21 protein-coding genes are annotated in these 23,959 nt (G+C 73.6%); 6 read left to right on the plus strand and 15 right to left on the minus strand.

Annotated elements, in window-relative coordinates:
- Positions 1–251: 251 nt before the first annotated feature.
- Positions 252–1,112 (minus strand): Fpg/Nei family DNA glycosylase, encoded by an 861-nt coding sequence (locus tag GA0070603_RS20420; protein WP_091316520.1) that lies wholly within the window; start codon positions 1,110–1,112, stop codon positions 252–254.
- A gap of 24 nt (positions 1,113–1,136) precedes the next feature.
- Between GA0070603_RS20420 and GA0070603_RS20425 the strand changes: the two genes are divergently transcribed.
- On the plus strand, positions 1,137–2,402 hold the full coding sequence (locus tag GA0070603_RS20425) for a glycosyltransferase (protein WP_091316523.1): 1,266 nt from the start codon (positions 1,137–1,139) through the stop codon (positions 2,400–2,402).
- A 190-nt stretch (positions 2,403–2,592) separates the two neighbouring features.
- Here the strand turns inward: GA0070603_RS20425 and GA0070603_RS20430 are convergent, their stop codons facing one another.
- The 5 genes from GA0070603_RS20430 to GA0070603_RS20450 all read right to left on the minus strand — a co-directional run bounded on the left by GA0070603_RS20430 (position 2,593) and on the right by GA0070603_RS20450 (position 6,402).
- Positions 2,593–3,315: a CDP-alcohol phosphatidyltransferase family protein gene (locus GA0070603_RS20430; protein ID WP_091316525.1), complete on the minus strand. Its 723-nt coding sequence runs from the start codon at positions 3,313–3,315 to the stop codon at positions 2,593–2,595.
- Positions 3,293–4,357, minus strand: coding sequence for an iron-containing alcohol dehydrogenase family protein (locus GA0070603_RS20435; RefSeq protein WP_091316528.1), 1,065 nt, complete (start codon positions 4,355–4,357; stop codon positions 3,293–3,295). Before GA0070603_RS20435 ends, GA0070603_RS20430 begins: the two co-directional genes overlap by 23 nt.
- Positions 4,345–5,076, minus strand: a complete 732-nt coding sequence (locus tag GA0070603_RS20440) for a phosphocholine cytidylyltransferase family protein (protein ID WP_091316531.1) — start codon at positions 5,074–5,076, stop codon at positions 4,345–4,347. Before GA0070603_RS20440 ends, GA0070603_RS20435 begins: the two co-directional genes overlap by 13 nt.
- A 70-nt stretch (positions 5,077–5,146) precedes the next feature.
- Entirely contained in the window at positions 5,147–5,956 is an 810-nt protein-coding gene (locus GA0070603_RS20445) for a hypothetical protein (RefSeq protein ID WP_244282569.1), read from the minus strand.
- On the minus strand, positions 5,953–6,402 hold the full coding sequence (locus GA0070603_RS20450; protein ID WP_167544566.1) for an NUDIX hydrolase: 450 nt from the start codon (positions 6,400–6,402) through the stop codon (positions 5,953–5,955). The genes GA0070603_RS20445 and GA0070603_RS20450 overlap by 4 nt, the downstream gene beginning before the upstream one ends.
- Before the next feature lie 112 nt (positions 6,403–6,514).
- Here GA0070603_RS20450 and GA0070603_RS20455 point away from each other — a divergent pair, with 112 nt between their 5' ends.
- Positions 6,515–6,907: a CBS domain-containing protein gene (locus tag GA0070603_RS20455; protein ID WP_091316534.1), complete on the plus strand. Its 393-nt coding sequence runs from the start codon at positions 6,515–6,517 to the stop codon at positions 6,905–6,907.
- A gap of 70 nt (positions 6,908–6,977) precedes the next feature.
- On the opposite strand, the gene GA0070603_RS20460 is transcribed toward GA0070603_RS20455, so the two are convergent.
- From GA0070603_RS20460 to GA0070603_RS20500, 9 genes are all read right to left on the minus strand, one after another.
- Positions 6,978–10,052 carry a malectin domain-containing carbohydrate-binding protein gene (locus tag GA0070603_RS20460; protein ID WP_091316536.1) on the minus strand — a complete coding sequence of 1,025 codons (3,075 nt, stop codon included), beginning with the start codon at positions 10,050–10,052 and terminating at the stop codon, positions 6,978–6,980.
- Between the two features lie 187 nt (positions 10,053–10,239).
- The gene (locus GA0070603_RS20465) at positions 10,240–11,286 is read right to left on the minus strand and encodes a glycoside hydrolase family 26 protein (protein WP_091316539.1); all 1,047 of its coding nucleotides are present in this window, start codon (positions 11,284–11,286) and stop codon (positions 10,240–10,242) included.
- A gap of 158 nt (positions 11,287–11,444) precedes the next feature.
- A complete protein-coding gene (locus tag GA0070603_RS20470) occupies positions 11,445–12,377 on the minus strand; it encodes a sulfotransferase family protein (RefSeq protein WP_091316541.1) in 933 nt (310 codons plus the stop codon).
- Between the two features lie 28 nt (positions 12,378–12,405).
- On the minus strand, positions 12,406–14,034 hold the full coding sequence (locus GA0070603_RS20475) for an oligosaccharide flippase family protein (protein ID WP_244282570.1): 1,629 nt from the start codon (positions 14,032–14,034) through the stop codon (positions 12,406–12,408).
- Positions 14,004–14,867, minus strand: coding sequence for a sulfotransferase family protein (locus tag GA0070603_RS20480; protein WP_091316544.1), 864 nt, complete (start codon positions 14,865–14,867; stop codon positions 14,004–14,006). Before GA0070603_RS20480 ends, GA0070603_RS20475 begins: the two co-directional genes overlap by 31 nt.
- A gap of 17 nt (positions 14,868–14,884) precedes the next feature.
- The gene (locus GA0070603_RS20485; RefSeq protein ID WP_091316546.1) at positions 14,885–16,090 is read right to left on the minus strand and encodes a hypothetical protein; all 1,206 of its coding nucleotides are present in this window, start codon (positions 16,088–16,090) and stop codon (positions 14,885–14,887) included.
- On the minus strand, positions 16,090–17,577 hold the full coding sequence (locus GA0070603_RS20490; protein ID WP_091316549.1) for an O-antigen ligase family protein: 1,488 nt from the start codon (positions 17,575–17,577) through the stop codon (positions 16,090–16,092). The genes GA0070603_RS20485 and GA0070603_RS20490 overlap by 1 nt, the downstream gene beginning before the upstream one ends.
- Complete coding sequence (locus tag GA0070603_RS20495) at positions 17,574–18,575, minus strand: DUF3048 domain-containing protein (protein WP_091316551.1); 1,002 nt, start codon at positions 18,573–18,575, stop codon at positions 17,574–17,576. The genes GA0070603_RS20490 and GA0070603_RS20495 overlap by 4 nt, the downstream gene beginning before the upstream one ends.
- The gene (locus GA0070603_RS20500; RefSeq protein WP_091316554.1) at positions 18,572–20,383 is read right to left on the minus strand and encodes a Wzz/FepE/Etk N-terminal domain-containing protein; all 1,812 of its coding nucleotides are present in this window, start codon (positions 20,381–20,383) and stop codon (positions 18,572–18,574) included. The genes GA0070603_RS20495 and GA0070603_RS20500 overlap by 4 nt, the downstream gene beginning before the upstream one ends.
- A gap of 498 nt (positions 20,384–20,881) precedes the next feature.
- Here GA0070603_RS20500 and GA0070603_RS20505 point away from each other — a divergent pair, with 498 nt between their 5' ends.
- The 4 genes from GA0070603_RS20505 to GA0070603_RS20520 are packed head-to-tail and all read left to right on the plus strand — an operon-like array spanning position 20,882 to position 23,928.
- The gene (locus GA0070603_RS20505) at positions 20,882–21,358 is read left to right on the plus strand and encodes a glycosyltransferase family protein (RefSeq protein WP_091316556.1); all 477 of its coding nucleotides are present in this window, start codon (positions 20,882–20,884) and stop codon (positions 21,356–21,358) included.
- A 55-nt stretch (positions 21,359–21,413) separates the two neighbouring features.
- Positions 21,414–21,992 carry a glycosyltransferase gene (locus GA0070603_RS20510; RefSeq protein ID WP_091316558.1) on the plus strand — a complete coding sequence of 193 codons (579 nt, stop codon included), beginning with the start codon at positions 21,414–21,416 and terminating at the stop codon, positions 21,990–21,992.
- The gene (locus tag GA0070603_RS20515; protein WP_091316560.1) at positions 21,989–23,017 is read left to right on the plus strand and encodes a sulfotransferase family protein; all 1,029 of its coding nucleotides are present in this window, start codon (positions 21,989–21,991) and stop codon (positions 23,015–23,017) included. The genes GA0070603_RS20510 and GA0070603_RS20515 overlap by 4 nt, the downstream gene beginning before the upstream one ends.
- Positions 23,014–23,928: a glycosyltransferase family 2 protein gene (locus GA0070603_RS20520; RefSeq protein ID WP_091316562.1), complete on the plus strand. Its 915-nt coding sequence runs from the start codon at positions 23,014–23,016 to the stop codon at positions 23,926–23,928. The genes GA0070603_RS20515 and GA0070603_RS20520 overlap by 4 nt, the downstream gene beginning before the upstream one ends.
- The last annotated feature ends 31 nt before the right edge of the window (positions 23,929–23,959 follow it).

Here is a 23,959-nt window from a genome sequence, read left to right on the forward strand (position 1 = left end):
ACGCGCGCCCTCACTCGCCGTGAGGGCCCGGGTCGCCCACCGTCCCAGTCTCCCACGCGGGCCCGGCCCGGACCGCCCCCCGAGGGAGAAGCCGTCCGATGGTGCTCGCGGAGATCTGGCCGGCTTCGAGTCGGTTGTGAAGCCGGGGACCGAGCCACTATACCGATGGATGGCGGCCCCGGTAGAGGTGCGGAGTGGGACCTTCCGCGATCCCGGGACGATTCCTCTCCGTAATCGCGGAGTGCGGTTACTCACCGTACGAGGCGGGACAACCGTCGGTCAGCCAGCGGCTTGCCGCCGGTCTGACAGGTGGGGCAGTACTGGAGGCTCGAATCGGCGAACGACACCTCCCGCACCAGGTCGCCGCAGACCGGACACGGGAGCCCCTTCCGGGCGTGCACCTTGAGCCCGGAGCGCTTCTCGCCCTTGAGCTCCGCGGCCCGCTGCCCCATCGAGCGCCGGACCGCGTCGCCGAGCACCGCCCGCGTCGCCGCGTGCAGCGTGGCGAACTGGTCGTCGGTCAGCCGGTCGGTGATCGCGAACGGGGAGAGCTTCGCGGCGTGCAGGATCTCGTCGGAGTAGGCGTTGCCGATCCCGGCCAGCACCGACTGGTCGGTCAACACCCCCTTTACCTGCCCCCGGCGGCTGCGCAGCCGGGCCGCGAAGGTGGCCAGGTCGGCCTCCAGGGCGTCCGGGCCCAGCTTGCCCACCCCGGGGACCAGGGCCGGATCGGTCACCAGGTACGCGGCCAGCTTCTTCTGCGTGCCCGCCTCGGTCAGGTCGAAGCCGGAGCCGTCGTCGAGGCGGACCCGCAGGGCGATCGGGCCCTTCCCCGGGCGCAGCGGGGCGGCCGACGGGAACGCCTCCCGGTAGTGCAGCCAGCCCGCCCGGGCCAGGTGCACCACCAGGTGCAGGCCCTCGTCGAACCGGACATCCAGGAACTTCCCGTGCCGGCCCGCGCCGGTGACCGTCCGGCCGGCGACCGCGCTCGGCGGCGGGTCGTACGTCTTCAGCGCGCTGATCGCGGCCACCTCGACCCGCTCGACGCGGCGGCCGACCGCCCGCTCGCGCAGATAGCCGGCGAGCGCTTCCACCTCCGGTAGTTCAGGCACGCCACAACGGTAGCCTTCTTTCCCGTGAGAATCGTGGTGGCGCACAACCGGTACCGGGAAGCACAGCCCTCCGGCGAGAACACCATCGTCGACGCGGAGATCGCCCAGCTCACCGCGGCCGGGGTGGAGGTGCTGCCGTTCCTGCGCAGCTCCGACGAGATCCCCGCGATGTCGAAGCCGGCCAAGGCGCTGCTGCCGATCTCGCCGATCTGGGCCCCGAAGGCCCAGCACGACCTGGACCGTCTGCTCACCGAGCACCGGCCGGACGTGCTGCACCTGCACAACCCGTACCCGCTGCTCTCGCCCTGGGTGGTGCGGACCGCGCACAAGCGTGGGGTGCCGGTGGTGCAGACGGTGCACAACTACCGCCAGGTCTGCTCCTCCGGGCTCTACTTCCGCGACGGGGTGATCTGCCAGGACTGCCGGGGCCGGGCGCTGGGCGTTCCGGCGATCGTGCACCGGTGCTACCGGGGCTCGCGGGCGCAGAGCGCGCTGATGGCCACCACGCTGGCCGTGCACCGCCCGACCTGGAAGTCGGTGGACCGGTACATCGCGCTCACCACGGCGGTCGCCGACCACCTGCGGGACTACGGCATCCCGGACGAGCGGATCGTGGTCAAGCCCAACGCGGTGCCCGACCCAGGGACCCCGGCGCCGCCCGGGGACGGGTTCCTCTTCATGGGCCGGCTGAGCCCGGAGAAGGGGCTCGACCTGCTGCTGACGGCGTGGCGGCGGCACCCGGTGGGTTCGCTGGGCCCGCTGCGGATCGCCGGCGACGGCGAGCTTCGACCGCTGGCCGAGGCGGCCGCCGCCGACCGGCCCGACGTCGTCTACCTGGGCCAGCTCGACCGGCCCGGGGTACGCGCCGCGCTGGCCGACAGTGCCGTCGTGCTGGCCACCTCCACCTGGCACGACGTGCTGCCCACCGTGATCATCGAGGCGCTGGCCAGCGGCCGGCCGGTGCTCGGCACCGCGCTGGGCGGCATCCCGTACCTGGTCGGCGCCGACGATCCCCGGGAACCCGCCGGCACCGGCCCGGCCGAGGTGGCCACCGCGGCGCCCGGCGACGGGCACGTCTCCCTGCCGACCGGGGTGCAGCGCGGCGAGGCCGGCTGGGTGGTGGCGCCCGATGCGGAGGCGCTGGCCGCCGCCCTCCCGGTGGCCCGCGCCGGCGCGGCGACACTCGCCCCGGCGGCCCGCACCCGCTACGAGCGCACCTTCCACCCCGACGTGGTCACGAAGCGCCTCATCGACATCTACGCCGACGTCGCCCGCACAACCCGCCGCTGACCGCGGCGCCGCCCCGCGCGCCGCGCCTCGCCTCGCCTCGCCGTCCCTCGCCGCCCTGACGCGGCGATCATGAAGTTAGCGTCTGGGAACGCGCTTTCCGCTGACGCTAACTTCATGATCAACGAGGTGGGTGCGGGGCGGGCGCCGGGGCGGGTGCGGGGTGGGCGCGGGTGGGCCCGGCGTGCGCCGGTCAGCGGAGCGAGGCGCGGGCGGAGAAGGCGATGCTGGCCAGGAGGAAGCCGCCGTTGACGATCGTGAAGGCGACGATCACCCAGACGGTCAGGGCCGGGGCGAAGGTCAGCACCAGGCCGGCCAGGAAGATCACGGCGCCGTAGTCGCGGACGAGCTTCGCCAGGCGGACCGGGAGGCTGGTCGAGGTGACCATGCTGGCCGCGTTCGGGCCGGCCTGCATCACCGAGGTGACCAGGTTGACCATCCAGGTGCCGGCGAAGACCGCGATCAGCCAGGTGGGCGTCGAGGGGCGCTGCGCCACGGCGGTCGCCCCGAGCGCGGTGACCAGGGCGATCTGGGCAGCCACGTCGCAGAGCACGTCGACCCGGGCGCCAGCAGGGTTGTTCTGCTTGGTCACCCGGGCGAGCTGACCGTCCGCGCAGTCCAGCGCGTACGCGATCTGCCAGGCGACAAGAGCGAGCAGGCCGACCGCCCAGGCCGGCACGGAGCCGGCGGCGACCTTCGGGGCGAGCGCGACCACGGTGACCGAGGCGGCCAGGCCGAGCACCAGGTTGGTGATGGTCAGCGCGGTCGGGCGCAGGCCCAGGCGCTGGGCCACCAGCGCGAAGACCGCGCCGATCCACTGGCTGATCGACTCGCTGAACAGGCCGCCGCCCCGGTTGACCCGGTGGAAGTCGGCGACGGACGGGCGGGACGGCTCAGCCAAGGTCGCGGAGTGCACCGGCGTAGTCTGCCAGCCGCTCCCGCGTCTCGGTAGGCGACATCGCCAGGTGTTCGAGGATGGTGTAGCGGTCCGGCCGGGTGGCCGGCGCGAACTGCACCGCCTCGACGAACCGCTCGTCGCTCAGGCCCACGTCGGCGGGGAGCCGGGGGAGGCCGTGCCGGGCCAGGCAGGCCGACATCTCCGCGAACCGGCGCTCGTCGCCGCGGAGGAACGTGCAGAACAGCGCGCCGAGCCCGGCCAGCTCCCCGTGCGAGGCAGTGCCCGGGTAGAGCGCGTCGACCGCGTGCATGATCTCGTGGCAGCCGCCGCTGGCCGGGCGGCTCGTGCCGCAGACCGCCATGGCCAGGCCGGTGGAGATGAGCGCCTCGGCCAGCACGGTGACGAACGCGTCGTCGCCCATGTCGCCCCGGTGGGCGAGCACCGCCTCGGCGCCCATCCGGGCCAGCGAGGCGGCCAGGCCGTCCACCGGCTCGCCGCGGACCTGCCGGGCCAGCTCCCAGTCGGCCAGCGCGCTGATGTTGCTCACCACGTCGCCGATGCCGGCCCGGTTGTGCCGCTCCGGCCCCGCCTCGACGAAGTCCAGGTCGACGATCACGGCGATCGGGATGTGCACGCCGTAGGAGCCCTTGATCCCGTCGGTGACGAGGCTGGCCACCGGCGAGGCGATGCCGTCGTTGGCGAGCGCGGTCGCCACGGTCACCATGGGCAGCCCGCGTCGGGTGGCCGCGTACTTCGCCACGTCGATGGTCTTGCCGCCGCCGATGCCCACCACCGCGTCGTACGACCGGTGGCGCAGCTTCGCCCCCAGGTCGTCGGCGGCGTCGAGGGTGCCGCCGGCCACCGTGAACACGTCCGCCGACCGCAGCGAGGGGCGGATCAGCTCGGCGATCTGCTCGCCCTGCCCGGGGCCGACCACCACCGCCACGTCGCCGCCGGCGGAGATCCGCCCGTCGACGAGGATCGCGGCGAGGTCGGCCACCGCACCCCGCCGCACGTCGATGTGCAGCGGGGTGAGGATCGTCCGGGCTAGTAGCGGCACGCGATCTCCCGCGCCCGGGCCAGGTCGTCGTGGTTGTCGACCTCGACCCACGAGACGTCGCCGATCGGGGCGGCCCGCACCTCGCCGCCCCGATCGGCGAACTCCTGGTAGCCGTCCTCGTAGTAGAGGTTCGGGTCGCGCCGCCAGGTCGCCTCCAGGGCGTCGGCGAGCGCGCCGGCCACCTGCGGCTCGATGAGCGTCGCGCCGATGTACTCCCCGTACGCCTCGCCCGGGTCCATCAGCTTGGTGATGCGGGTGAGCTGGCCGGCCGCGTCGAAGGTCGTCTTCATCTCCTCCTCGGCCAGCGTCTTGATGTTGTCGATGGCCAGCAGGATGCCCGGGCCGCGCTCGGCCAGCAGGGTCTTCTCCACGCTCACCGGGTGCACGGTGTCGCCGTTGACCAGCAGCACGCCCCGGGAGAAGTGCTCACGGGCCAGCCAGAGCGAGTACGCGTTGTTCCACTCCTCGGCCTTGTCGTTGTGCACGAGGGTGATCGTGACGCCGTACTTCTCCTCCAGCGCGGCCTGCCGCTGCCGGACCGCGTCCGCCGCGTAGCCGACCACGATCACGACCTCGGTCAGCCCCACCTCGGCGAGGTTGCGCAACGCGATGTCGAGGATGGTGGTCTCCCCGTCGACCGGCACCAGGGCCTTGGGCAGGGTGTCGGTGTACGGGCGCAGTCGCCGCCCCGCACCGGCCGCGAGCACCATCCCGATCATGCCGGCACCATCCTCTTCTCGACTCCGCTCCACCGGGGGAGGATATCGTCGCGCCGCCGCCCGCCGTGGTTCAGCCCGGCAGGGCGGCCAGGTCGGCGAGCAGTTCCAGGCGTTCCTCCGCAGCGAGCACCGCCCACGGGCCGGCCCCCCTCCGGTCCGTCTCCTGCTCGATCGCCAGCCGCTCCGGCCCGTCGGGCAGCTCGACGACGCTCGCCGCCGTGTGCCCCGCCGCCGTCCACGCCGCCGCGTGCGCGTCCGCCCGGTGGTAGCGCAGCGTGCCCAGCCGGTTGAGCAGCAGCACCCCGGGCGGGGTGCCGTCCGGCTCGTACGGCGGGGCCATCGTCGCGAAGGCGCCGGGTTCCGCCGACGCGAACGCGTACGCCAGCACCCGGCCCAGCGCCGGAACCAGCCGCGCCACCCGCTCGTCGTGCCCCGCCCACAGCTCCTCGGTCACCTCGCCGTGCACGCCGAACAGCTCGGCCAGGAAGGCGAGCCCACGCTCGGTGGCGCAGAAGCCCCCGTCCGGGAAGCGCTGGATCATGCCGTACGCGACCTGCTTGTCCAGCGCCCGCTGGCAGGCGGCCGCGTCCCGGTAGCGGGTCACCGCCGCGAAGCCCTCGGCGTCCACCGTGCCGCCCGGCACGGCCAGCCGGGTGCGGAACTCCACGAGGAAGCCGGTGGCGGCCGGTCCCCCGTACCGGGAACTCAGCTCCGCGCCGCCGCCGTCGCGGCCGGCGAGCATGCCGGCGACGAAGGCCCGGTCGACGGCCGGGGCGACCAGCCCCGCGAACCGGTGCGGCGGCAGCTCGACGCCGTCGCCCGCTGTGACCCGGTGCGTCGGAGACCGCGGCGCGCCGCGACCGGGAATCGTCGCGCTCACAGACCGATCGAACGCAGGGCGGCGAACGCGTTCTCGGCGATCCGCCGGATCAGCCCGTCGTTGACGTCGCGGTGCTCGTCGAGCAGGTCGACGTCCCGCTCCGCCAGCCAGCGGAACTCGGTGTGCTTGCCCGCCTCCAGCCGGGGCCGGCTCAGGTCGCCGTCCACCCGGACCAGGAAGTCGGTCTCCACCCGGGTCAGCCCGTCGTCGCCGGGGTACCGGTATTCGCCGACCTGGCCGAGCACGTGCGAGACGGTCCAGCCGGTCTCCTCGGTGACCTCCCGGCGCAGCGCGTCCTCCACCTCCTCGCCCGGTTCGAGGTGGCCGCCGACGATGTCCCAGCAGTTGGGGAAGAGGCGCCGCTCGGGGGACCGGCGTTGGATGAAGATGCGGCCGTCGTCGTCCACGATCAGCGCGCCGGCGCAGCGGAGGGGCTCGGTGGGCACCTCACGACAGTAGCGATCACGCGCCGTTCGTGGCGATGCCCGGTCTTGTCCCGATCCGCATCGATGGCCCACCATGTCCGTACCGAGGCCGCCGTCCCACAGGGGTGATGTGATGCAGGTACGGGAAGCGATGTCCAAGGAAGTTCTCGTGGTCGGCCCGGAGCACACGCTCCGCCAGGCGGCCCGGATGATGTCGGCCCGGCGGGTCGGGTCGGCGGTCGTGATCGACCCGGACTCCGAGGGGGTCGGGATCATGACCGAACGCGACGTGCTCAACGCGATCGGGGCCGGGCTCGACCCGGACGTCGAACGCACCGGAGCCCATCTGACGTGGGACGTGGTCTACGCGGGCCCGGACTGGACGGTGGAGGAGGCGGCCGCCGCGATGGCCCGGGGCGGTTTCCGGCACCTGGTGGTGCTCGACGGTCGCGAGGTGTCCGGGGTCATCTCGGTACGGGACCTCATGCGGGTCTGGGCGCGGGAGCACACGGCACCCCGCGTCTGAACCGACGACGAAAAGGGCGATGGCCCGGCCGATACCGGCCGGGCCATCGTCGTGTCGTGCCGCCTTCGGCTCAGGGGCCGACGAAGACCGACGTGCCGCGCCAGTCCACGTTGTCGACACCCGGGCCGCTGCGCACCGTGGCGGAGCCGGTCGGCGCGCCGTCGGACCAGTTCATCGAGGAGAGGTTGCCGGTGCTCCGGGAGACGACGTAGAGGGTGCTGCCGTCCAGGAACAGGCCGCCCGCGTCGGCGAACGCCGTGGTGCCGGTGACCGTGGCCCGCTCGGCACCGACGACGCCGGTGTCGGGCGCGAACCCACGCCAGAACAGGGTGCCCTGGCCGGCCAGCGTGTAGTAAATGCGGCCGCCGGTGTAGAACATGGCGGTCACGTTCGGCAGCTCGGCCGAGAAGTTGACGGTCATGCCCGCGTAGGTCTGGCCCTCCGGCGCGGAGCCGGTGACGACGAGGTCCCACTTGGCGTCGTGGTACGGGTCGAGCTTCTTCGGGGTGCCGAACGCGGTGCCGTCGAACGAGCGCTTGTAGAGGTCGCCGTTGACGCCGTAGAACAGGTCACCGCCGACCCAGAAGGCCCCCTTGACAGTGGACCACTTGGTGTTGTCCGGGTTGGCCACCGAGCTGGCGTTGCCCACCGTGCTCGCCCCGTCGTACGACCGCTTGGTGATGCTGTCGAGCGTGGTGGCCGGCGGCACCGGCGGGATCTTGACGACCTCGATGCCCTGGACGAGCGGGTTCTCCAGGACCCGACCGAAGTCGATGTCGATGTTGCCGTCGCTGGTGAGCGCGAAGGCCCGCATGGTGCCCCGGTTGGTGCCGCCGGCGCCGACCACCGGGTCGAAGTCGTTCAGCTTGAGCACGCCGTCGACGCTGACGTCGAACTTGCGCGCGCCGACGACGCCCGTCTTGGCGTAGCGGTTGGCGAAGTAGAGCCGCACCTGCACCGGGGTGCCCGCCGGGACCGGGAAGTCCCACTGCATGTCCGGCGTGGTCGACTGGTCCCACCGCTCGCTGTTGAACAGCGCGACCGGCGTGCCGGCCGGCACGGTGGCGTCGAGCGTCGCGTCGGTGGTGTAGGTCGAGACGCTGCTGCCCGTGTTGTGGTAGGCGCTCGGCGCCAACGCGGTGTCGGTGGCCCAGGCCGGGCCGCTCGGCGCGGCCAGCTGGTCGCCACCGGCGTTGACCCGGTAGAGGACGTCCGCCGCGTCCGGCGTCGGCGCGGTCTTGACGATCTCGATGCCCTGGATCAGCGGGTTCTCCACGACCCGGCCGAAGTCGATGTCGACCACGCCGTCACTGACCACGGAGACGGACCGCATGGTGCCGCGGTCGGTGCCGCCGGCGCTGGCCACCGGGTCGAAGTCGTTCAGCTTGAGCACGCCGTCGACGCTGACGTCGAACTTGCGCGCGCCGACGACGCCGGTCTTCGCGTACCGGTTGGCGAAGTAGAGCCGCACGTCGACCCGGGTGCCCGCGGCGACCGGGATGTCCCACTGCATGTCCGGGGCGGTCGACTGGTCCCACCGCTCGGCGTTGAACAGGGTCGCCGGGGTGCTCGCCGGCACCGTCGCGTCGAACGTCGCGTTGGTGGTGTACGTCGAGACGCTGCTGCCGGTGTTGTGGTACGGGCTGGGGGCCGTGGCGCTGTCGCCGGCCCAGTCCGGACCGCCGTCGGTCGCCGGGATGGCCGGACCGCCGGCGTTGACCCGGTAGAGGACCTCATTCTGCGCCGCGCGGCCGGCCTGGTAGACGTCGCCCGGCAGGCCCTTGGTGCTGGTGGAGTGCGGGGCGTTGCCGCCGGTCAGCGGGAAGAAGGCGAGCCGCTTCCGCTGGTAGTCGAAGTTGCCGATGTATTCCTGGTCGCTGCCCAGCCAGAGGCCCTCCGGGGTCACCATCATCTCGGTGACGCCGTAGCCGCGGGGGTGGCGGCCGGGGTTCCAGGACAGCGGCAGGCCGCTGGCCGGGTCGAGGGCCGCGATGCTGGCCCGCGGCACCGCGCCGGGGCCGGCCTTGTCGCGGGCGAGCGGGTTGTTCGACCAGCGGAAGTGACCGCCGACGTAGACGGCCTCCTCGCTGATGCCGGTGGAGAGGAAGGTGTCGCCGCCGCTGAAGTTGGTCCAGGTCGGCTGCTGGCCGTTGCCGCTGGCGTCGGTCTCCCAGCGGGCCGCCGAGTCGCAGAGCGTCCCCGGGTAGGAGGCGCCGGTGGTCACCACGACGAAGTACTTGCCGCTCGGGGCGAACTGCACGTCGCGCACCCACGAGTCGAACGCGGTGTACTTGCAGGCCGCCGAGTAGCTGTCGGTGTTCCAGTCGGCGATGGTGGCCGCGCTGTCGCCCAGGTCGATCCGGACGATCTGGTCGTGGACGGCGCCGTTGGCCTTCTTGAAGTTGCCGATGACCACGAGGTGCTTGCCGTCCGGCGAGACGGCCAGCTTCTCGACGCCGACGCCGGCCTTCGCGCCGCCGTTGGTGCTGGTCCAGTTGTGGTTCTCGGTCAGCGCCACGGTGAGGTAGTCGGTCACCGCGCCCGTGGTGGGGTTCAGCGACGCCAGCCCGTTGCGGGTGGTCGTCGCGGTCACCGTGGAGAAGATGCCGCCGACCAGGAGCCGCCCGTCGACCAGGGCGATGTCGCTGACCGTGCCGTTGAACGCCGGGCCCTTGAAGCCGGCGACGGGCGTGCCGTCGGCGACGTTGAGCAGGGCGAGCTTCCGGAAGTTGGTGCCGTTGACCTGGTTGAAGGTGCCGGCCAGGTAGACGGTGCCCGGCGTCGGGCCAGCGATGATCGCCGTGACGTCGCCGTCGAGCACCGGGGCGAAGGCCTCGTCGAGCTTGCCGGTCGCCTTGTCGAAGGCCAGCACGCCCTTCCGGGTGACCTCGGTGGTCGACGCGCCGCGGTTCTGCGCCTTGGTGAACGAGCCACCCACGATCACCTTGGTGCCGGCGTCGTAGATGGCGACGACGTTGCCGTCGTTGATGTTCGGCGTCTTGTCCGTCGGCACCTCGCTGACCATCGTGGTGTGGTCCGGCGCGGGCGCGGCGAGCGCGGGCACGGGGGTGAACAGGGTGGCGATGCCGAGCACGGCGACGCCGAGGGCGGACACCGAGCGGTGTCTCAGGATCGAGGAAGCCACAGGCTACTCCGGAGGAAATGTCGGAGGCGCTGCGGTCATGGCCGTTACCGGTGCGAGGTGGGGCGCCGTACGGCCGACCGCAGACGTGAGAGCAACACCTTCTCGCATCCGCCCGTCGCCCGTCCACCCGGGATCGGCCTTTTTGACCGAGGAAACGCCCCAGGTCACACGAAAAGACGAGGGAAGATCATCGACTCGGTACGGAGGGTGGCGCGGAGGACACGCTGAGGTCCGGCGGCGGGGGGTTGAAGTACGGATCGGTGGCCATCTCGCGGAACACCGCCGCGCTCTCCGGGTCGTTGCCGAACGTGCTGTCGTACAAGGGTTTCGTGGTCTGCCGGGCGGCGAAGTAGACGGCTGCCTTGATCTGCGGGTGCTTCTTCAGGTACGGGCCGACCTCGCGCATCCAGTTGGCCCGCTGGCCGGGCCGGCCCTCCTGGGTGAGCCCGAACTCGCCGATGACCACCGGCCGCGGGTGCTTCTGCGCGAAGGCCATGAAGTGGTCCATCCGGTCCGTGAAGCTGTTCCACTCCGGGCCGGGATAGACGTCGGCGCAGAGCCAGTCGACCTGGTCGTCGCCCGGGTAGTAGGCGGCGGCGTCCCGGTCGGGTTCGGCGAAGCCGTCCGCGTGCGGGCACCACACCCAGGCCGCGTTGGTGACGCCGACCTCGGTGAAGATGGCCCGGACGTGCTTCCAGGCGGCGACGTAGTCCTCCGGGGAGTGCATGCTGGCGGCCAGGTTCGGCCGGTCCATCTCCCACCGGTAGCGCAGCAGCACCGGCACCCCGAACTCCTTGACGTCGACGGCCCGCTGGCGGATCAGCGAGTCGTAGACGCCGCTGACCGTCGACCGGGTGTCGGTGCCCTGCCAGGAGATCATCTGGAGCTTCCCCTGGGCCTGGAAGGCCCGCTCGGTGGCGCCCGGGAACGCCTCGTTCCACTCGTGGAACATGTGCGCGATGGTCAGCTCGCCGCCGGCCGCGCGGTTGAAGTCGTCGAACGCGGCCGCCCGCCCGGTGGCGTTGTGGAACTGCGGCTTCACCCAGGCGCCCACCCAGGCGCCCTTCTCCGGCAGTTCCGGCCCGCGCCCGGTGGTCCGGACCGGGCTGGTCCGGGGCGTCACCGTGGGCGGGGGCGCCGCCGCCGTCGTGCCGCCGTCCGGCCGGTCGGCCGAGCCGACGTCACAGGCCGCCACCGCCGGAACGAGGCAGGCCAGGGCGAACACGGCCGCCATCGTCCGTCGTAACCGTCGTACCACCGCAACCTCTCCCCAGGATGGTCGCCGGCCCCACGGTCGTCGGCCCCGGCGGCGCCGCGTCAGCGGAGCGGCGCACCGGGACGGGCGGGCGACCCCTGGCACTCTACCGGCGCGGCGGTCCGGCGCGACGGCCCTTACGCGGTGTAGCCGAGTTCCCTGAGCAGCGGCCCCGCCTCGGCGAGCACGTCGGCGAGGTCCTGTTCGGCCAGTTGCTGACGCCAGCGGCCGACCGAGTTCGGCCGGGCCTTGGCGAACCGGGCGTGCAGCGCCTCCCGGCCCGCCGGGTCGTCGACCGCCAGGAAGCCGGCGACCACCTCGGCCGCCTCGGCCGGGCGGCTGACGATGTCCTCGTAGCGGAGGTGCCGGACCCGGTCCGCCGGCACGCCGGCGAGCTGGGCCAGCGCGCTGCTGGTGAAACGACGCCACATCCAGGCCGAGCGGCGCAGGTCGGAGACCTGGCTGAACTCCTCGCGCCGCTCCGGCTCCACCCAGAACCGGGGCGCGGCCCCCCACGGCGTGCCGCCGCGGCCACTCTTCCCGGTGCCCGTCGAGGCGGCGTTCAGCCACGGCTGCTCGGCGTGCGACACCGCCACGTCCCGGCCGTCCCGGTAGACGTGCAGGAAGACCGCGTCGGGGAAGACCTCGGTGAGGAAGGGCACGATGAAGCAGTTCTCCGGGTCCTTCTCGGCGAACCGCAGGCCACCGTGGCCGGAGGCGGCGAGCAGTGCCCCGTAGTAGCCGCGGAAGTAGCGGGCCGCCCGCTGCGGGGTCCAGGTCCCCTCGTACACGCAGCGGGCCACCGCCTTGGTCAGCCGGGGCTCGAAGTGGTACGACACGTCCGGCAGCGCGCCCACGCAACTGCCCAGGAACGTGGTGCCGGAGCGGGGCGCGCCCAGGATGAAGATCGGCCGCTCGACCTTGAGGGTGAGCCTGCGGCTGGCGGCCTCCACCGGCCGCTCCAGCTCCCGGCGTTCCTTCCGGTCCGCCAGCAGGCCGACGGCGGCGAGCTTCGCGGCCTTGACGGTCGACAGGCCGGAGTGCGGGGCGAGGGGCGTGCTGCTGGTCATCGGGGTCCCATCGGTAGGCGGGAACGGGTCAGGACTGGGCGGCCGGGTTCGCGCCGGTGCGGTTCCGGCCCCGCCGCAGCGCGCGCAACGCGTCGAGGTGCAGGGTGGTCCGCCAGCGCCAGGCGCCGGCCAGGTACGCCGCCACGCCGACGGCCGCCACCAGGGCGAGCACCGGCGTCGGGGCGTCGAGCAGGCTGGCCACCCCGAGCGGCACGCCGAACGCGGCGACGGCGAGCGCCATGGCGGCCCGGGTGCCGGCGCCGAACGGGTGCAGCCGCATCGACCACCAGAGCTGGCCCAGCGGCACCAGGTTGGTGACCAGGATGGAGACGGTCCAGGCCAGGGCCGCGCCGAGGATGCCGTACCGCGGGATGAGCAGGAGGTTGGCGACCACGTTGAGCACCGTGCCGGCCATCGCGTTGTAGAAGGTCCAGGCGGTCCGGCCGGCCATGTTCAGCACCATGTCGACCATGCCGCAGCCGGTGGCCACCAGCATGGTCAGCGCGAGCAGCAGCACCACCCGGTGACCGTCCCCGTAGCCGGAGCCGAACAGCGCCAGCATCGGCGTGGCGAACGCCGCGAAGAGCAGGTACGCCGGCCAGGAGAGCAGCACCAGCCACCCGGTCGCGGCCTGGTAGAGCTGCCGCGCCTCGGCCCGGTCGTCGCGGGCGAAGGCGGCCGCCAGCCGGTGCTGCACCGAGCTGGAGAGCGCGACGCTGGAGAGCTGGCCGAGCGCCAGGAAGCGGGTCGCCGCCGTGTAGATCGCCGCGTCGGCGGGCCCGCGCAGGGCGCTGAGCAGCACGATGTCCAGTCGCTGCACCACGATCGCGGCCAGGCTGCTGACCGCGCGCGGCCCGGTGAACCGCCAGAACGGCCCGACCAGCTCACCGGTCGGCACCGGCCGGGTCACCTGCCGGCCGGCCCGGCGGACCAGCCGGCCCAGCCAGGCCAGCGCCACCACCGCGGCGAGCAGGTAGGGCACCACCCAGGCCAGCGGCAGCGCCACGGTGGCGGAGAGCCCCAGCCAGGCGGCCACCGCCACGGCCAGGAACTGCACCAGGGTGCGGCCCAGCCGTTCCACGGTGAGCAGCGGCCGCATCTGGCCGAAGCCGCGGCAGGCGGCCAGCGCGTAGTCGTTCAGCGCGGCCAGCGGCACGAACGCCAGCAGGATGCGCAGCGCGGTCACCGCGCCGGGACCGGCCTCCGGCATGGTGACCTCGGCCAGGGCGGGGGCGGCCAGCCAGCCGACCGCGCCGAGCAGCGCGCCGACCGCCAGCACCGGCAGCAGCCCGGCCAGGATCGTGCCGCGGATCCGGTCCCGCTGGTCGAGCGTCCGGTGCCGGCTGACGAAGTAGACGGTCCCCACGTCGGTGCCGAGCCGCGCCGCCGACGCCGCGATCATGAAGGCGCTGGTGGCCGCGAAGAACATGCCGGCCTCGCGGACCGACCAGCCGCGGGCGATGACGATGTTCAGCCCGAAGCCGGCCACCGCCGCCAGGCCCACACCGACCAGGTTGGCGAAGCCCTGCCGGGCCGCGCCGCCGAGGCCCGCGCCGGGTCCGCCGGCGGCGCCGGTTCCGCCGGCCGGTGCGGTGAGCGTCGGGGTGCCGCCGGCGTCCGCCCGGGTCACCGCCGCCACGACGGCACGCGTCCCCACCAGGTGGCCAGCCGCTCGTCGTACGGGGCGAAGTGGTTCTCCAGCCGCGTCCGCAGCTCGGCCGACATGGGCGAGCGGGACCGCGAGTTGTGCTTGCCGAAGGCGATGTCCGCCCACCGGGGCAGGCCGAGGAAGTCACAGACCGCGTCGAAGGAGGGCCGCGGATCGGCGAAGAAGTCGTCGCTGTCGATCACGTGCAGCCGCTCCCGGCCGACCAGCGCCTCCAGCCGCTCCACCTGCTCGATGTACCGCCCCCGGGCCAGGTACGCGTTGTGCTGGAGGTGGTGGCTCGCGTACGTCGGGTCGGCGGTCATCCGCTCCCGCTCGCCCGCCGTCCGCTCCTCCTCCAGCGCCAGCGCCCGCTCGAAGTCCGGCTCGGTCTCGTAGCCCCGGGCCAGCTCGTGGGAGTGCGCCGAGTAGGCCCGCTCCACCGGGTCGCGGAGCAGCACGAGAAGCTTCACCGAGGGCAGGTCCTTGGCGATCCGCTGCGCCGCCAGCGGGTGGAACATGTAGTACGGGCTCGACTCGCCGGTGATCCCGCGTACGCCGACCTGCTCCTTCACCGCCTCCGCCTTCGCGGTGGTGGGGAAGTGGCCGAGGTACCAGTTCATTCCGCGGCGGTAGTCCACGTCGAAGTAGTGCACGCCCTTGTGGTAGGCGGGCGGCAGCACCCCCGGGTGCTGGGAGAGCGTCTTGAACAGCGAGGTGGTGCCGCAGCGCTGCGCCCCCACGATCAGGAATCCCGGCACCATGCGCGACCCGGCGGTCAGCCGACCGACCGTCCGGCTCACCGACTTCACCGCGCGGAGCGCCTGTTCCTTGGCCAGCGTCACGTCCCCACTCCTCACTCTCACCGGGCCCGACGGGCCAGGTGTTCCTCCACGGCGGGCAGCAGCCAGGCGTCGACGTGCCCCAGTCGCGCACCCGCCTCCGCCTGCCGGTCCCGCAGATAGCGGGCCGCCAGCTCAACCAGGTAGAGCACGGCGACCAGGTCGGCGCCCCGCCCGTCGGGGTCGAACGGCGCGAGCGCCCGGTCCGCCCCGGCGATCAGCGCCCGCGCGGCCTCGACCGGCTCGACCCCGTCGTTGCCGATCGCGGTCTGCACCGCCCGGTGCAACTCGTCGTAGCCGACCGGCACGTCCGCCTCGAACCGCTCCCAGTCCCAGACCAGCACGCGGCCGTCGGCCAGCACGGCGCTGTTGCCGCCGTTCCAGTCCCCGTGCCAGGCGCCGAAGGCCACCGTCGGGTCCAGGTCCGCGACCGTCTTGAGCGCCGCGCGCAGCCGCCCGGCCTCCGGTCGCGCGCCGAGCGCGTCCACCGCGTCGGCCAGCCGGGCCGCGTGGTCGCTCCCCGCCCACGACCGCCGGCGTACGCCGAGACAGCCGGCGACAGCCACCATGGCCGCCCGTTCGGCCGCCTCGGCGGCGGCCGGGGTGGCCCGGGGCAGCCGCACCGGCAGCGCCTCCTGCACCAGCAGCGCGTGCCCGTGCCAGTCGCCGTGGTGGCGTACCCCGGCGACGGTGACCGGGCCGAGCGGCAGGTCGGCCAGCCGGCGCAGCGCGTCGGCCTCCGCGTCGACCAGCGCGCGGGTCAGCGGGTCGACGCCGAGCTTCGCGTAGCCGAGGGCCCGGCCGTCCGGGGCGAGCAGCTGCAGCACCGGCTTGCGGTTCGCCCGGGCCGGCCCGATGTGCAGGCTGACCAGCGCCGGCTCGCCCAGCACCTCGGCCAGGTACGCGTCCAGCCCGCCGCCGGTCACCACCAGCCGGTCGCGGAACACCACCGGCCCCAGTCCGAGCCGGAACGCGGTGGCCAGCCCCTGCCGGACCAGCCTGGCCTTGCGGCCGACCGCCTCGGTGGAGTGCCGGACCGCGCTCGCCGCGGCCCGGCCGGAGCCGGTGGGCACCAGGAGCCGGGGGCGGGACGCCGAGGGCACCACCACCCAGCCGGCGCCGCCCCTGCGCAGGGCGGGCTCGGCCGGCTCGGGCCAGATCAGCCCGGCCAGCTCACCGAGGTAGGCGGAGCGGCCGTCGCCGTCCGGGGGTACGCGGAACGCCATCAGTGGTCACCGGCTGCTTCCAGTCGGGCCCGCAGCCCGGCCACGGTGCCCTGGGGTGGCGCCGGCGCGAGCGCCCGGCGGAGCCGGTCGTTGCGGGCGAGCAGGGCGACCGAGATCAGGCCGTAGGCGAGGGTGGCTTCCAGTGCCCCGTAGGTGAACTGGAAGAAGAGCATGAGGATGAGCACCAGACTGCCGGCGATGCCGATCGCGCTGTGGTCGCGGCGGTAGCGCCAGAGGCAGTAGAGGAAGAAGCCGTTGTAGCAGATCGCGCCCACGTAGCCCTGGCCGACCAGCAGCGCCCAGAGTTGGCCGTTGCTGCCCAGTTCCCGGTTGCCGCACTGCTTGCAGTCGTCGGACTTGCCGATGGCGATCGACCGGTTGCTGCCGATCAGCGCCCGGTTGCCGCCGTAGCCGAGGATCGGTGAGTGGTTGGCCGCGGTGACCGCGCCCTCGGAGAGGGTGGTGCGGATGTCGTCGCTGTGCCCGTTCTGGAGTCGCTCGTCGAAGGTGCGGCCCAGTGGTGTGGCGATGATCAGCACCCCGATGAGCCCGACCGCCAGGGCGAGCCCTCCGAGCACCACCATCCGCCCGCGCAGGGCGAGCCGGACGGCCACGTAGACCGCGGAGATGCCGAGGCCGATCCAGAGGCCGCGGTTGAGCGAGTAGATGATCGGGAAGATCGCGGCCAGCGCGATCGCCACGCCGGCCACCCGGCGCAGCGGCCGGCCCAGCACCACCCACCCGACGATCAGCCAGATGAGCAGGATCGCCGTGTTCTCGCCCCACGAGTTCGTGTAGGTGAACGGCGCGGACGGCCGGGGCGAGCTGGCCTCGCCCTCGAGCACCTGCTGGACCTGGGCGAACTTCACGTCCATGAGCGAGGCGACGAAGGGTTGGCTGGCGATCGAGTGCGGCAGGATGAACCGCAGCGGTGCGACGAAGCCGAGGGTCGGGAAGAGCGAGCCGAGCCAGCCGCCGATCACCACGACCACGCCCATGAACCCGAAGAGCCGGACGACCCGGCGCCGGGACAGCTCGCGCTCGCCGAGGTTGTAGACGTAGAGCATGACCACTGTCATGCCGACGAAGTTGGCCAGCCGGATGGCCCAGCCGATGTACCGGCCGCCCCCGCTCGGCGGCAGCGTGTTCGGCGCGGTGAGGCCGAGCATCGCGGCGGAGAGGACCAGCCAGAGCAGCAGGAGCAGCCAGATCCCGAAGCCGGGCGGCACCCGGACCGGGCCCCGGCGGACCATCTGCACCAGCATCGGCACCGAGAAGATGACGAAGACGAAGCTGGACACCCCGAGCGCCCACCACAGCGGGTAGAGCACGAAGAGCGCGATCAGCGGCCACGCCGTGGGCAACCGCAGCGACCAGCCCTTCGGCCGCACCGTGGCCGGCGGGAGCCGGGTCCCGGCGGGCGGCGGTGCCGCCGCGTCGACCGGGGCCGACCCGCGCGCCGGGCGGGGCGGGGTGACAGTGCTCATTTCACGGTGACCTTGGCGGTGGTCGGCGCGTAGACCACCCAGGCGTTGCCGGGCTGCGGGTGCAGGAGGTCGCCGCCGCTGTCGGCGAGGGTGCAGACCATGCCCTGGCCCGGCTTGCGCCACCGGCCCTTCGCGCTCGACGGCCCGGAGACGGCGACCACCGCGCCCTCGCCGAAGACGTTCGCCGACGGGAGGGACCGCGGCGACGGGTTCCGCACGTCGAGCGTGCGGTATTCCATCGTCAGCACGATCACCGACGCGGCGGTCACCGTGGCGGTGCCGACCTTGCCCACCCAGAGCGACTTCTGCTGGTCGTACCGCCAGACCATGGGCGGCCCGCCGGAGACGGTGACCGACAGTTCGGTGGCCGGGACGAGGTCCCGCGCGGCCAGCGCGGCGCCGTCGGTGGCGTGGTCGAGAGGCGGCGTGGGCGGCTGGCCGCCCTTCGGCGCGGCCTTGAGCAGCGCGGCCGTCGAGGTGTAGCCGTCGTCGATGGCGTCGCCGTCGTCCGGCGTGACCCCGGCCAGGCCGGACTTCTCGAACTGGGTGAGGAAGCCGGTGGGGCCGCCGGCGTAGCCGACGACCGGGTGCAGCACGCCGACCGACCGGATGTCGACCGGACGGATCTCGGCGACCGGACCGATCTTCTTGGCGTCACGGGAGTGGAACACCGCGGTCAGGTGCAGCGTGTCCGACTCGGCGAACTCGGCGTAGACCAGGTCGGCCGCGTCCAGCCCGGCCGGCGTGGTGGAGGGACTGACCCGCAGCGGCACGGCGACCGCCTGGCGGCCGGCCAGCGGCGCCGCGCTCACCGGCGCTCCGGTCAGCGGGCCGGCCGGGAGGCTCGGGGTCGGGCTCGGCGCGGGCGTCGGCGGGATTTTGCCCGGGTCGACCACGTCGACGCTGCCCGTGTCGGGCTGGGGCTCGCTGCAGGCCGTGCCGAGGCCGACCAGGAGGGCCGGTGCGAGGGCGGCGCGGAGCATCTGCCGGCGGTTCACCCCAGGTCCTCGCCGGAGTCCAGCGCGTAGCTGCGGCCGTCGCCGTCACCCCGGGACCGGTAGGTGCCGCCGCCGCCGTTGACCGGCATCGGCTTGCCCGGCGCCGGCGGCTTGACCGGGGCCGACGCCTTGCCCGGTGCGGGTGGGTTCGCCGACCCGGCGGTGGTGCCCGACCCGGCGGAGGCGCCCGACGCGGACGGGTGCATCCGGGGCAGCACCATCGTGGACTCGGCGGACGGGCCGGGGCTGGGCCGGGGCTTGGGCCGGTTGGCCGGGGCCGCCGGGCGGGTGGCGCCGGGCGCCGGCGCGGGCAGGCGCGGAGCCAGCACGGCGCCGATGACCGGTGCGTTGACCTGCTCGAACTGCTGGAGCGCGGCGGTGATCTCACCGCTGCGGGTTCGCCCGCTCTCGGCGACCACGATCACGGCGTCGACGTGCCGGCCCAGCGCCTGGGCCTCCACGGCGAGGGTCGGCTGGGCGGTCTCGATGATCACGTGGTCGAAGCGCGCGGACAGCTCGCGCAGGATCTCCAGCAGGCCGGAGACGGGCAGCTCGACCTCGGCGTCCAGGTCGCCCGGGACGAGTACCCGGAGCTGGCCGAGGCCGGGCAGCGGGGCCAGCGCCTTGAGCGCCGGCACGTCCCGGCGGAGCACCGAGGCCAGGCTGTGCCGGCCCTCGGCCACGCCGGTGATGGCGCTCAGCGCCGAGTCCGGCTTGGTGGTGATCAGGGCGACCTGCTGGCCGGTGCGGGCGTACGCGGCGGCCAGGTTGGCCGCCACGAACCCGGCGGCGGTGCCGGCCGAGCCGTCGCAGAGCAGCAGTTGGCGCCCCCGACCGGCCTGCGCAGGCTCGGGCACCGCGGAGAGCAGCACGTTGCGCAGCCGGCCCAGCTCCCGGGAGATCTTGTGGGTGGCCGGCAGCACCGTCAGCGACGGGGTGCGCGTGGGCAGTTCCAGCAGCAGCGGCAGGCCCACGCGGTCGGAGATGTCGCGCCCCCGGCGGATGCGGGTGTCGAGCCGGTCCAGCACCAGCGCCAGCACGATGCCGAGCAGCAGGCCGGCCCCCATGCCGCTGGCCAGGTTCAGGGTGCGGTTCGGCGAGCTGGGGCTCTCCGGCAGCCGGGCGTCCGAGATGATCTCGCCCGGGTCGCTGTCGGCGGAGAGCAGCGGGCTGAGCCGGTTGTTCAGCGAGGTGAGCTGGTTGGTCAGCACGTTCCGGTCGGCCTCGGCGCGCTCCCGCTCCGGGCTGTTGGCCGGCGCCGCGGCGATCCGCCCGGCGACCGCGCTGAGCTGCTTGTTCACGTCGGTGATCTGCTGCTTGAGCGCGGTGGTCTCGTTCTCCAGCGCCTTCTGCGCGGTGGCCTTGCGCAGGTCCAGGTAGGCCTGCGCGAAGGCGTGCGACCCGGCCTGCGCCTGGGCGGGGCTGTCGGCCTCGTAGGCCACCTGGAGGATCTGGCTGTTCGGCGGGACGGTGACCGTCACCGACTTCACCAACTGGTCGGCCCCGGTGTCGACCTTCATGAGGCCCTTGGCCCGCTCGGCCACGACCAGCGAACGGACCACCTGGGCCTCGGTGTCGAGGTTCACCTTGGCGTTGGGGTTGCTCTCCGCGCCGGCGCTGAGCGGGCGGACCAGCAGCGACGTGCCCGACGTGTAGCGGGCGTGCTGGAGCTGGCTCACCGCCAGGCCGCCGGCCAGGCCGAGGACCGCGGCGAGCACGAGGATCCACCAACGGCGCCGCAGCCAGCCCAGGTAGGCCATCAGGGCAAGACCGTCGGAGTCGCTCTCGGCCAAATGGGGTGAGGGCATCAGAGTCTGTCGCTCCCTTTCGACCGAGCCGGGCAGTCCACGGCGCAGCTGGACCTGACCGTGACCTTGAGTGTCCCCGATCCGAACGATGAGGGAAAGTCTGCTCACGTTCCGGTAAGCCTGCCCAGGTGTAGGCAGCCCGCGTAGATATGGCCGATCGGCGCTGGCCATTCGGCGGGTTTCCCGGCATCGGGCCCGACCTGCCCCCGTGGCCGGCGTCGCCGCCGGCCCTGTGCGGAGCGGTGACGGAATCCTGACACATACCGGGCCCGCATGGTTGGCCCGGCCCGGCGTGCCGGTCGAGACCCGGCTGACCTCGGCGGTCGCACGTCCGGTCGGATCCTGGCGACGGGATTCCCGGGGTGACCCGACCGGTGGGTGGGGATCCGTCCAATGGCCCCTTCAGTTGGCCACCCCCGCGCCAGTAGGTTGTCATGACGCGTCCGAGGGCCATTCACGAAAATCCGGACGCGGTCGCGGCCTACGGGGAGGAACGTTTTGGTGAGCGGGTCAACCGACGACTCGGGGCAGGTTCTGCTCGTCGGCTCCAGCGGCGGGCATCTCGCCCAGCTCCTGGCGCTGGAGCCCTGGTACCGGGAGCGGCGACGGGCGTGGGTCACCTTCGACACCCCGGACGCCCGCTCGCTGCTCGACGGCGAGGACGTGGTCTGGGCCCACCACCCCACCACCCGCAACGTCCGGAACCTCGTCCGCAACGCCTTCCTCGCGCTGAAGGTGATCCGCCGGCGCCGGGTCGACGCCGTGGTCACCACCGGTGCCGGCGTCGCCCTGCCGTTCGTGGTCGCGGCCCGGCTGCGCCGGATCCCGACGGTCTACATCGAGGTCTACGACCGGATCGACAGCGCCACGCTCACCGCCCGGCTCTGCCGTCCCTTCCTCTCCGCGATGCTCGTGCAGTGGGAGGAGCAGCGCCGCATGTACCCGGAGGCGACCGTCGTGGGGAATCTCCTGTGAGCGCGAGGAGTGGGCCGGTCCTGCGAGCCCCGCAGTCGCGAACGAAGGTGGCGCTGTGACTCTCAACCTGCCGCGGCAGCGCGACGGGCGCACGCCGTACGTGCTGGTCGTCGTCGGCACCGACGTGCACCGGTTCGACCGCCTCGTGGGCTGGCTGGAGCGGTGGCACGCCGAGCGGCCCGGCGTGCGGCTCGTCCTCCAGTACGGTCACAGCCGCACCCCGGCGCTGCCCGAGGCCACCCCGTTCCTCGGCCACGAGGAACTCCAGCGGGCGATGGCCGAGGCGACGCTCGTGGTGAGCCACGGCGGCCCGGCCACCATCACGGAGGCCCGGCGCACCGGCCACCTGCCGATTGTGGTGCCCCGCGATCCGACCCACGACGAGCACGTCGACAACCACCAGCAGCTCTTCTCCCGGCGCCTGGGCGCGGCCGGCATGGTGCGGCTCTGCGAGACCGAGGCCGACCTGGTCGCCGCCCTCGACGAGGGCCTGGCCGACCCGGCCCGGTTCGTCCTGGCCGCCGACCCGGACCGACCCGATCCGCGCGCCGAGGCGGTGGCCCGGGTCGGCGCGGTGATCGACGACCTGGTGGCCCGCCGGGTACGCCAGCGCGCCGGCGGGCGGCGCGGGTGAGCGCCGCGGACACGGGCCAGCCGCGCGTCCTCTTCGTCGGCGGCCTCGGCCGCAGCGGCTCCACCCTGCTGGAGCTGCTGCTCGCGCAGAGTGCCGACGTGTGCGCGGTCGGTGAGGTGGTGCACCTGTGGGAGCGGGCGCTCGGCGCCGACGAGCGGTGCGGCTGCGGCGAGCGCTTCACCGCCTGCCCGTTCTGGCGGCAGGTGGGTGAGCAGGCCTTCGGCGGCTGGTCCGCCGTCGACCGGGACGACGTGCTGGCGCTCAAGGACCGGGTCGACCGGACCCGGCACATCCCCCGGCTGGCGAAGAACTCGCTCTCCCCGGAGCAGCTCGCCGACGTCCGCCGCTACGCCGACCTCTACACCCGCATCTACCGGGCCGCGCTCGCGGCGACCGGCGCCCGGGTGGTGGTCGACTCCAGCAAGCACGCCTCGCTCGCCTTCGCGCTGAGCTGGGCCGAGGGGCTCGACCTGCGCGTGCTGCACCTGGTGCGGGACAGCCGGGCGGTGGCGTACTCGTGGGGCAAGCAGGTGCGCAGGCCCGAGGTGGTCGACGGCGAGGACTTCATGCCGACCTTCTCGCCGTTCGAGGTGAGCAAGCTGTGGACCGCGCAGAACGCCGCGTTCCACCTGCTCGCCGCCCGGGCGAAGGTGCTCCGGCTGCGCTACGAGGACTTCACCGCCGACCCGGCCGGCACCGTCCGCCGGCTGCGGGAGTTCGCCGACCTGCCGGACGACCCGGAGGCGCTGCGGATCCTCACGTCCGACGACTCCAGCTCGGCGCGTCTGACGCCGCGCCCCGACCTGGAGCCGTCGCCCCCGGCCGCCCCGTTCCGCGCGCACAGCGTCGCGGGCAACCCGCTGCGGTTCAGTGGCGGGCCGCTGACCGTGCGGCGCGACGAGGCGTGGCGGAGCCGCCTGCCGCGCCGCAGCCGGGCCGTGGTCAGCCTGGCCACGCTCCCCTTCCGAGTCCGCTACGGCTACCTGGGCCAGCGGGGATCCGACGAGTCCGTGGAGAAAGCATGAGTGGGCCGAGCATCTCGGTCGTCGTACCGACGCGGGACCGTCCGGAGCTGTTGCGCGCGGCGCTCGACGCGATCCTCAGCCAGGCCCACCCCGGCCTGATCGAGGCCATCGTGGTCTACGACCAGTCCGAGCCGGACCGGTCGCTGGAGCTGGACCGGGGCGACCGGCGGGTCCGGGTCATCACCAACACCCGCAGCCCGGGCCTGGCCGGGGCGCGCAACACCGGCATCGAGGCGGCCACCGGCGACTGGGTGGCGTTCTGCGACGACGACGACGAGTGGCTGCCGGGCAAGCTCGCCGCCCAGTTCGGCGCGCTCGACGCGCACCCGGACGGGGCGCTGGTCAGCTGCGGCATCCGGGTCAGCTACGACGACCGCACGGTGGACCGCTCGCTGGACCGGTCCCGGGTGTCGCTGGAGGCGCTGCTCCGTGACCGGCTCACCGAGCTGCACCCGTCCACCTTCCTGATCCGCCGGGCCGCCCTGCTCGACGCGATCGGGCTCGTCGACGAGCAGATCCCGGGCAGCTACGCGGAGGACTACGAGTTCCTGCTCCGCGCCGCCCGGTACGCGCCGCTGGTCAACGTGGACAGCCCGTACGTGCTGGTCCGCTGGCACAAGCGGTCGTACTTCGCGCAGCGCTGGGAGACCATCTCGACCGCGCTGCAGTGGCTGCTGCGCCGCTACCCGGAGTTCGCCACGGTGCCGCACGGCGAGGCGCGGGTGGCCGGCCAGATCGCCTTCGCGCAGGCGGCCATGGGCAACCGGCGGGACGCCGTGCGCTGGGCCCGGCGCACCCTCGCCCGCAACCCGCGGGAGCCCCGCGCCTACCTGGCGCTGGCGGTGGCGAGCCGCGCCGTGCAGGCCGACCGGGTCCTGCGCACCCTGCACAAGCGCGGCCGGGGCATCTGAGCCGCACGCGGAACGGGCGGGCGACCAGCCG

Source organism: Micromonospora chersina (genome assembly GCF_900091475.1).
GTDB classification, from domain to species: Bacteria; Actinomycetota; Actinomycetes; order Mycobacteriales; family Micromonosporaceae; genus Micromonospora; species Micromonospora chersina.

Bases quoted from the DNA above. Each gene is read 5' to 3' on its own strand.
- GA0070603_RS20440 (WP_091316531.1), bottom strand. From the start codon at position 5,076: ATGATCGGGATGGTGCTCGCGGCCGGTGCGGGGCGGCGACTGCGCCCG.
- GA0070603_RS20455 (WP_091316534.1), top strand. From the start codon at position 6,515: ATGCAGGTACGGGAAGCGATGTCCAAGGAAGTTCTCGTGGTCGGCCCG.
- GA0070603_RS20465 (WP_091316539.1), bottom strand. From the start codon at position 11,286: ATGGCGGCCGTGTTCGCCCTGGCCTGCCTCGTTCCGGCGGTGGCGGCC.
- GA0070603_RS20470 (WP_091316541.1), bottom strand. From the start codon at position 12,377: ATGACCAGCAGCACGCCCCTCGCCCCGCACTCCGGCCTGTCGACCGTC.
- GA0070603_RS20485 (WP_091316546.1), bottom strand. From the start codon at position 16,090: ATGGCGTTCCGCGTACCCCCGGACGGCGACGGCCGCTCCGCCTACCTC.
- GA0070603_RS20490 (WP_091316549.1), bottom strand. From the start codon at position 17,577: ATGAGCACTGTCACCCCGCCCCGCCCGGCGCGCGGGTCGGCCCCGGTC.
- GA0070603_RS20500 (WP_091316554.1), bottom strand. From the start codon at position 20,383: ATGCCCTCACCCCATTTGGCCGAGAGCGACTCCGACGGTCTTGCCCTG.
- GA0070603_RS20520 (WP_091316562.1), top strand. From the start codon at position 23,014: ATGAGTGGGCCGAGCATCTCGGTCGTCGTACCGACGCGGGACCGTCCG.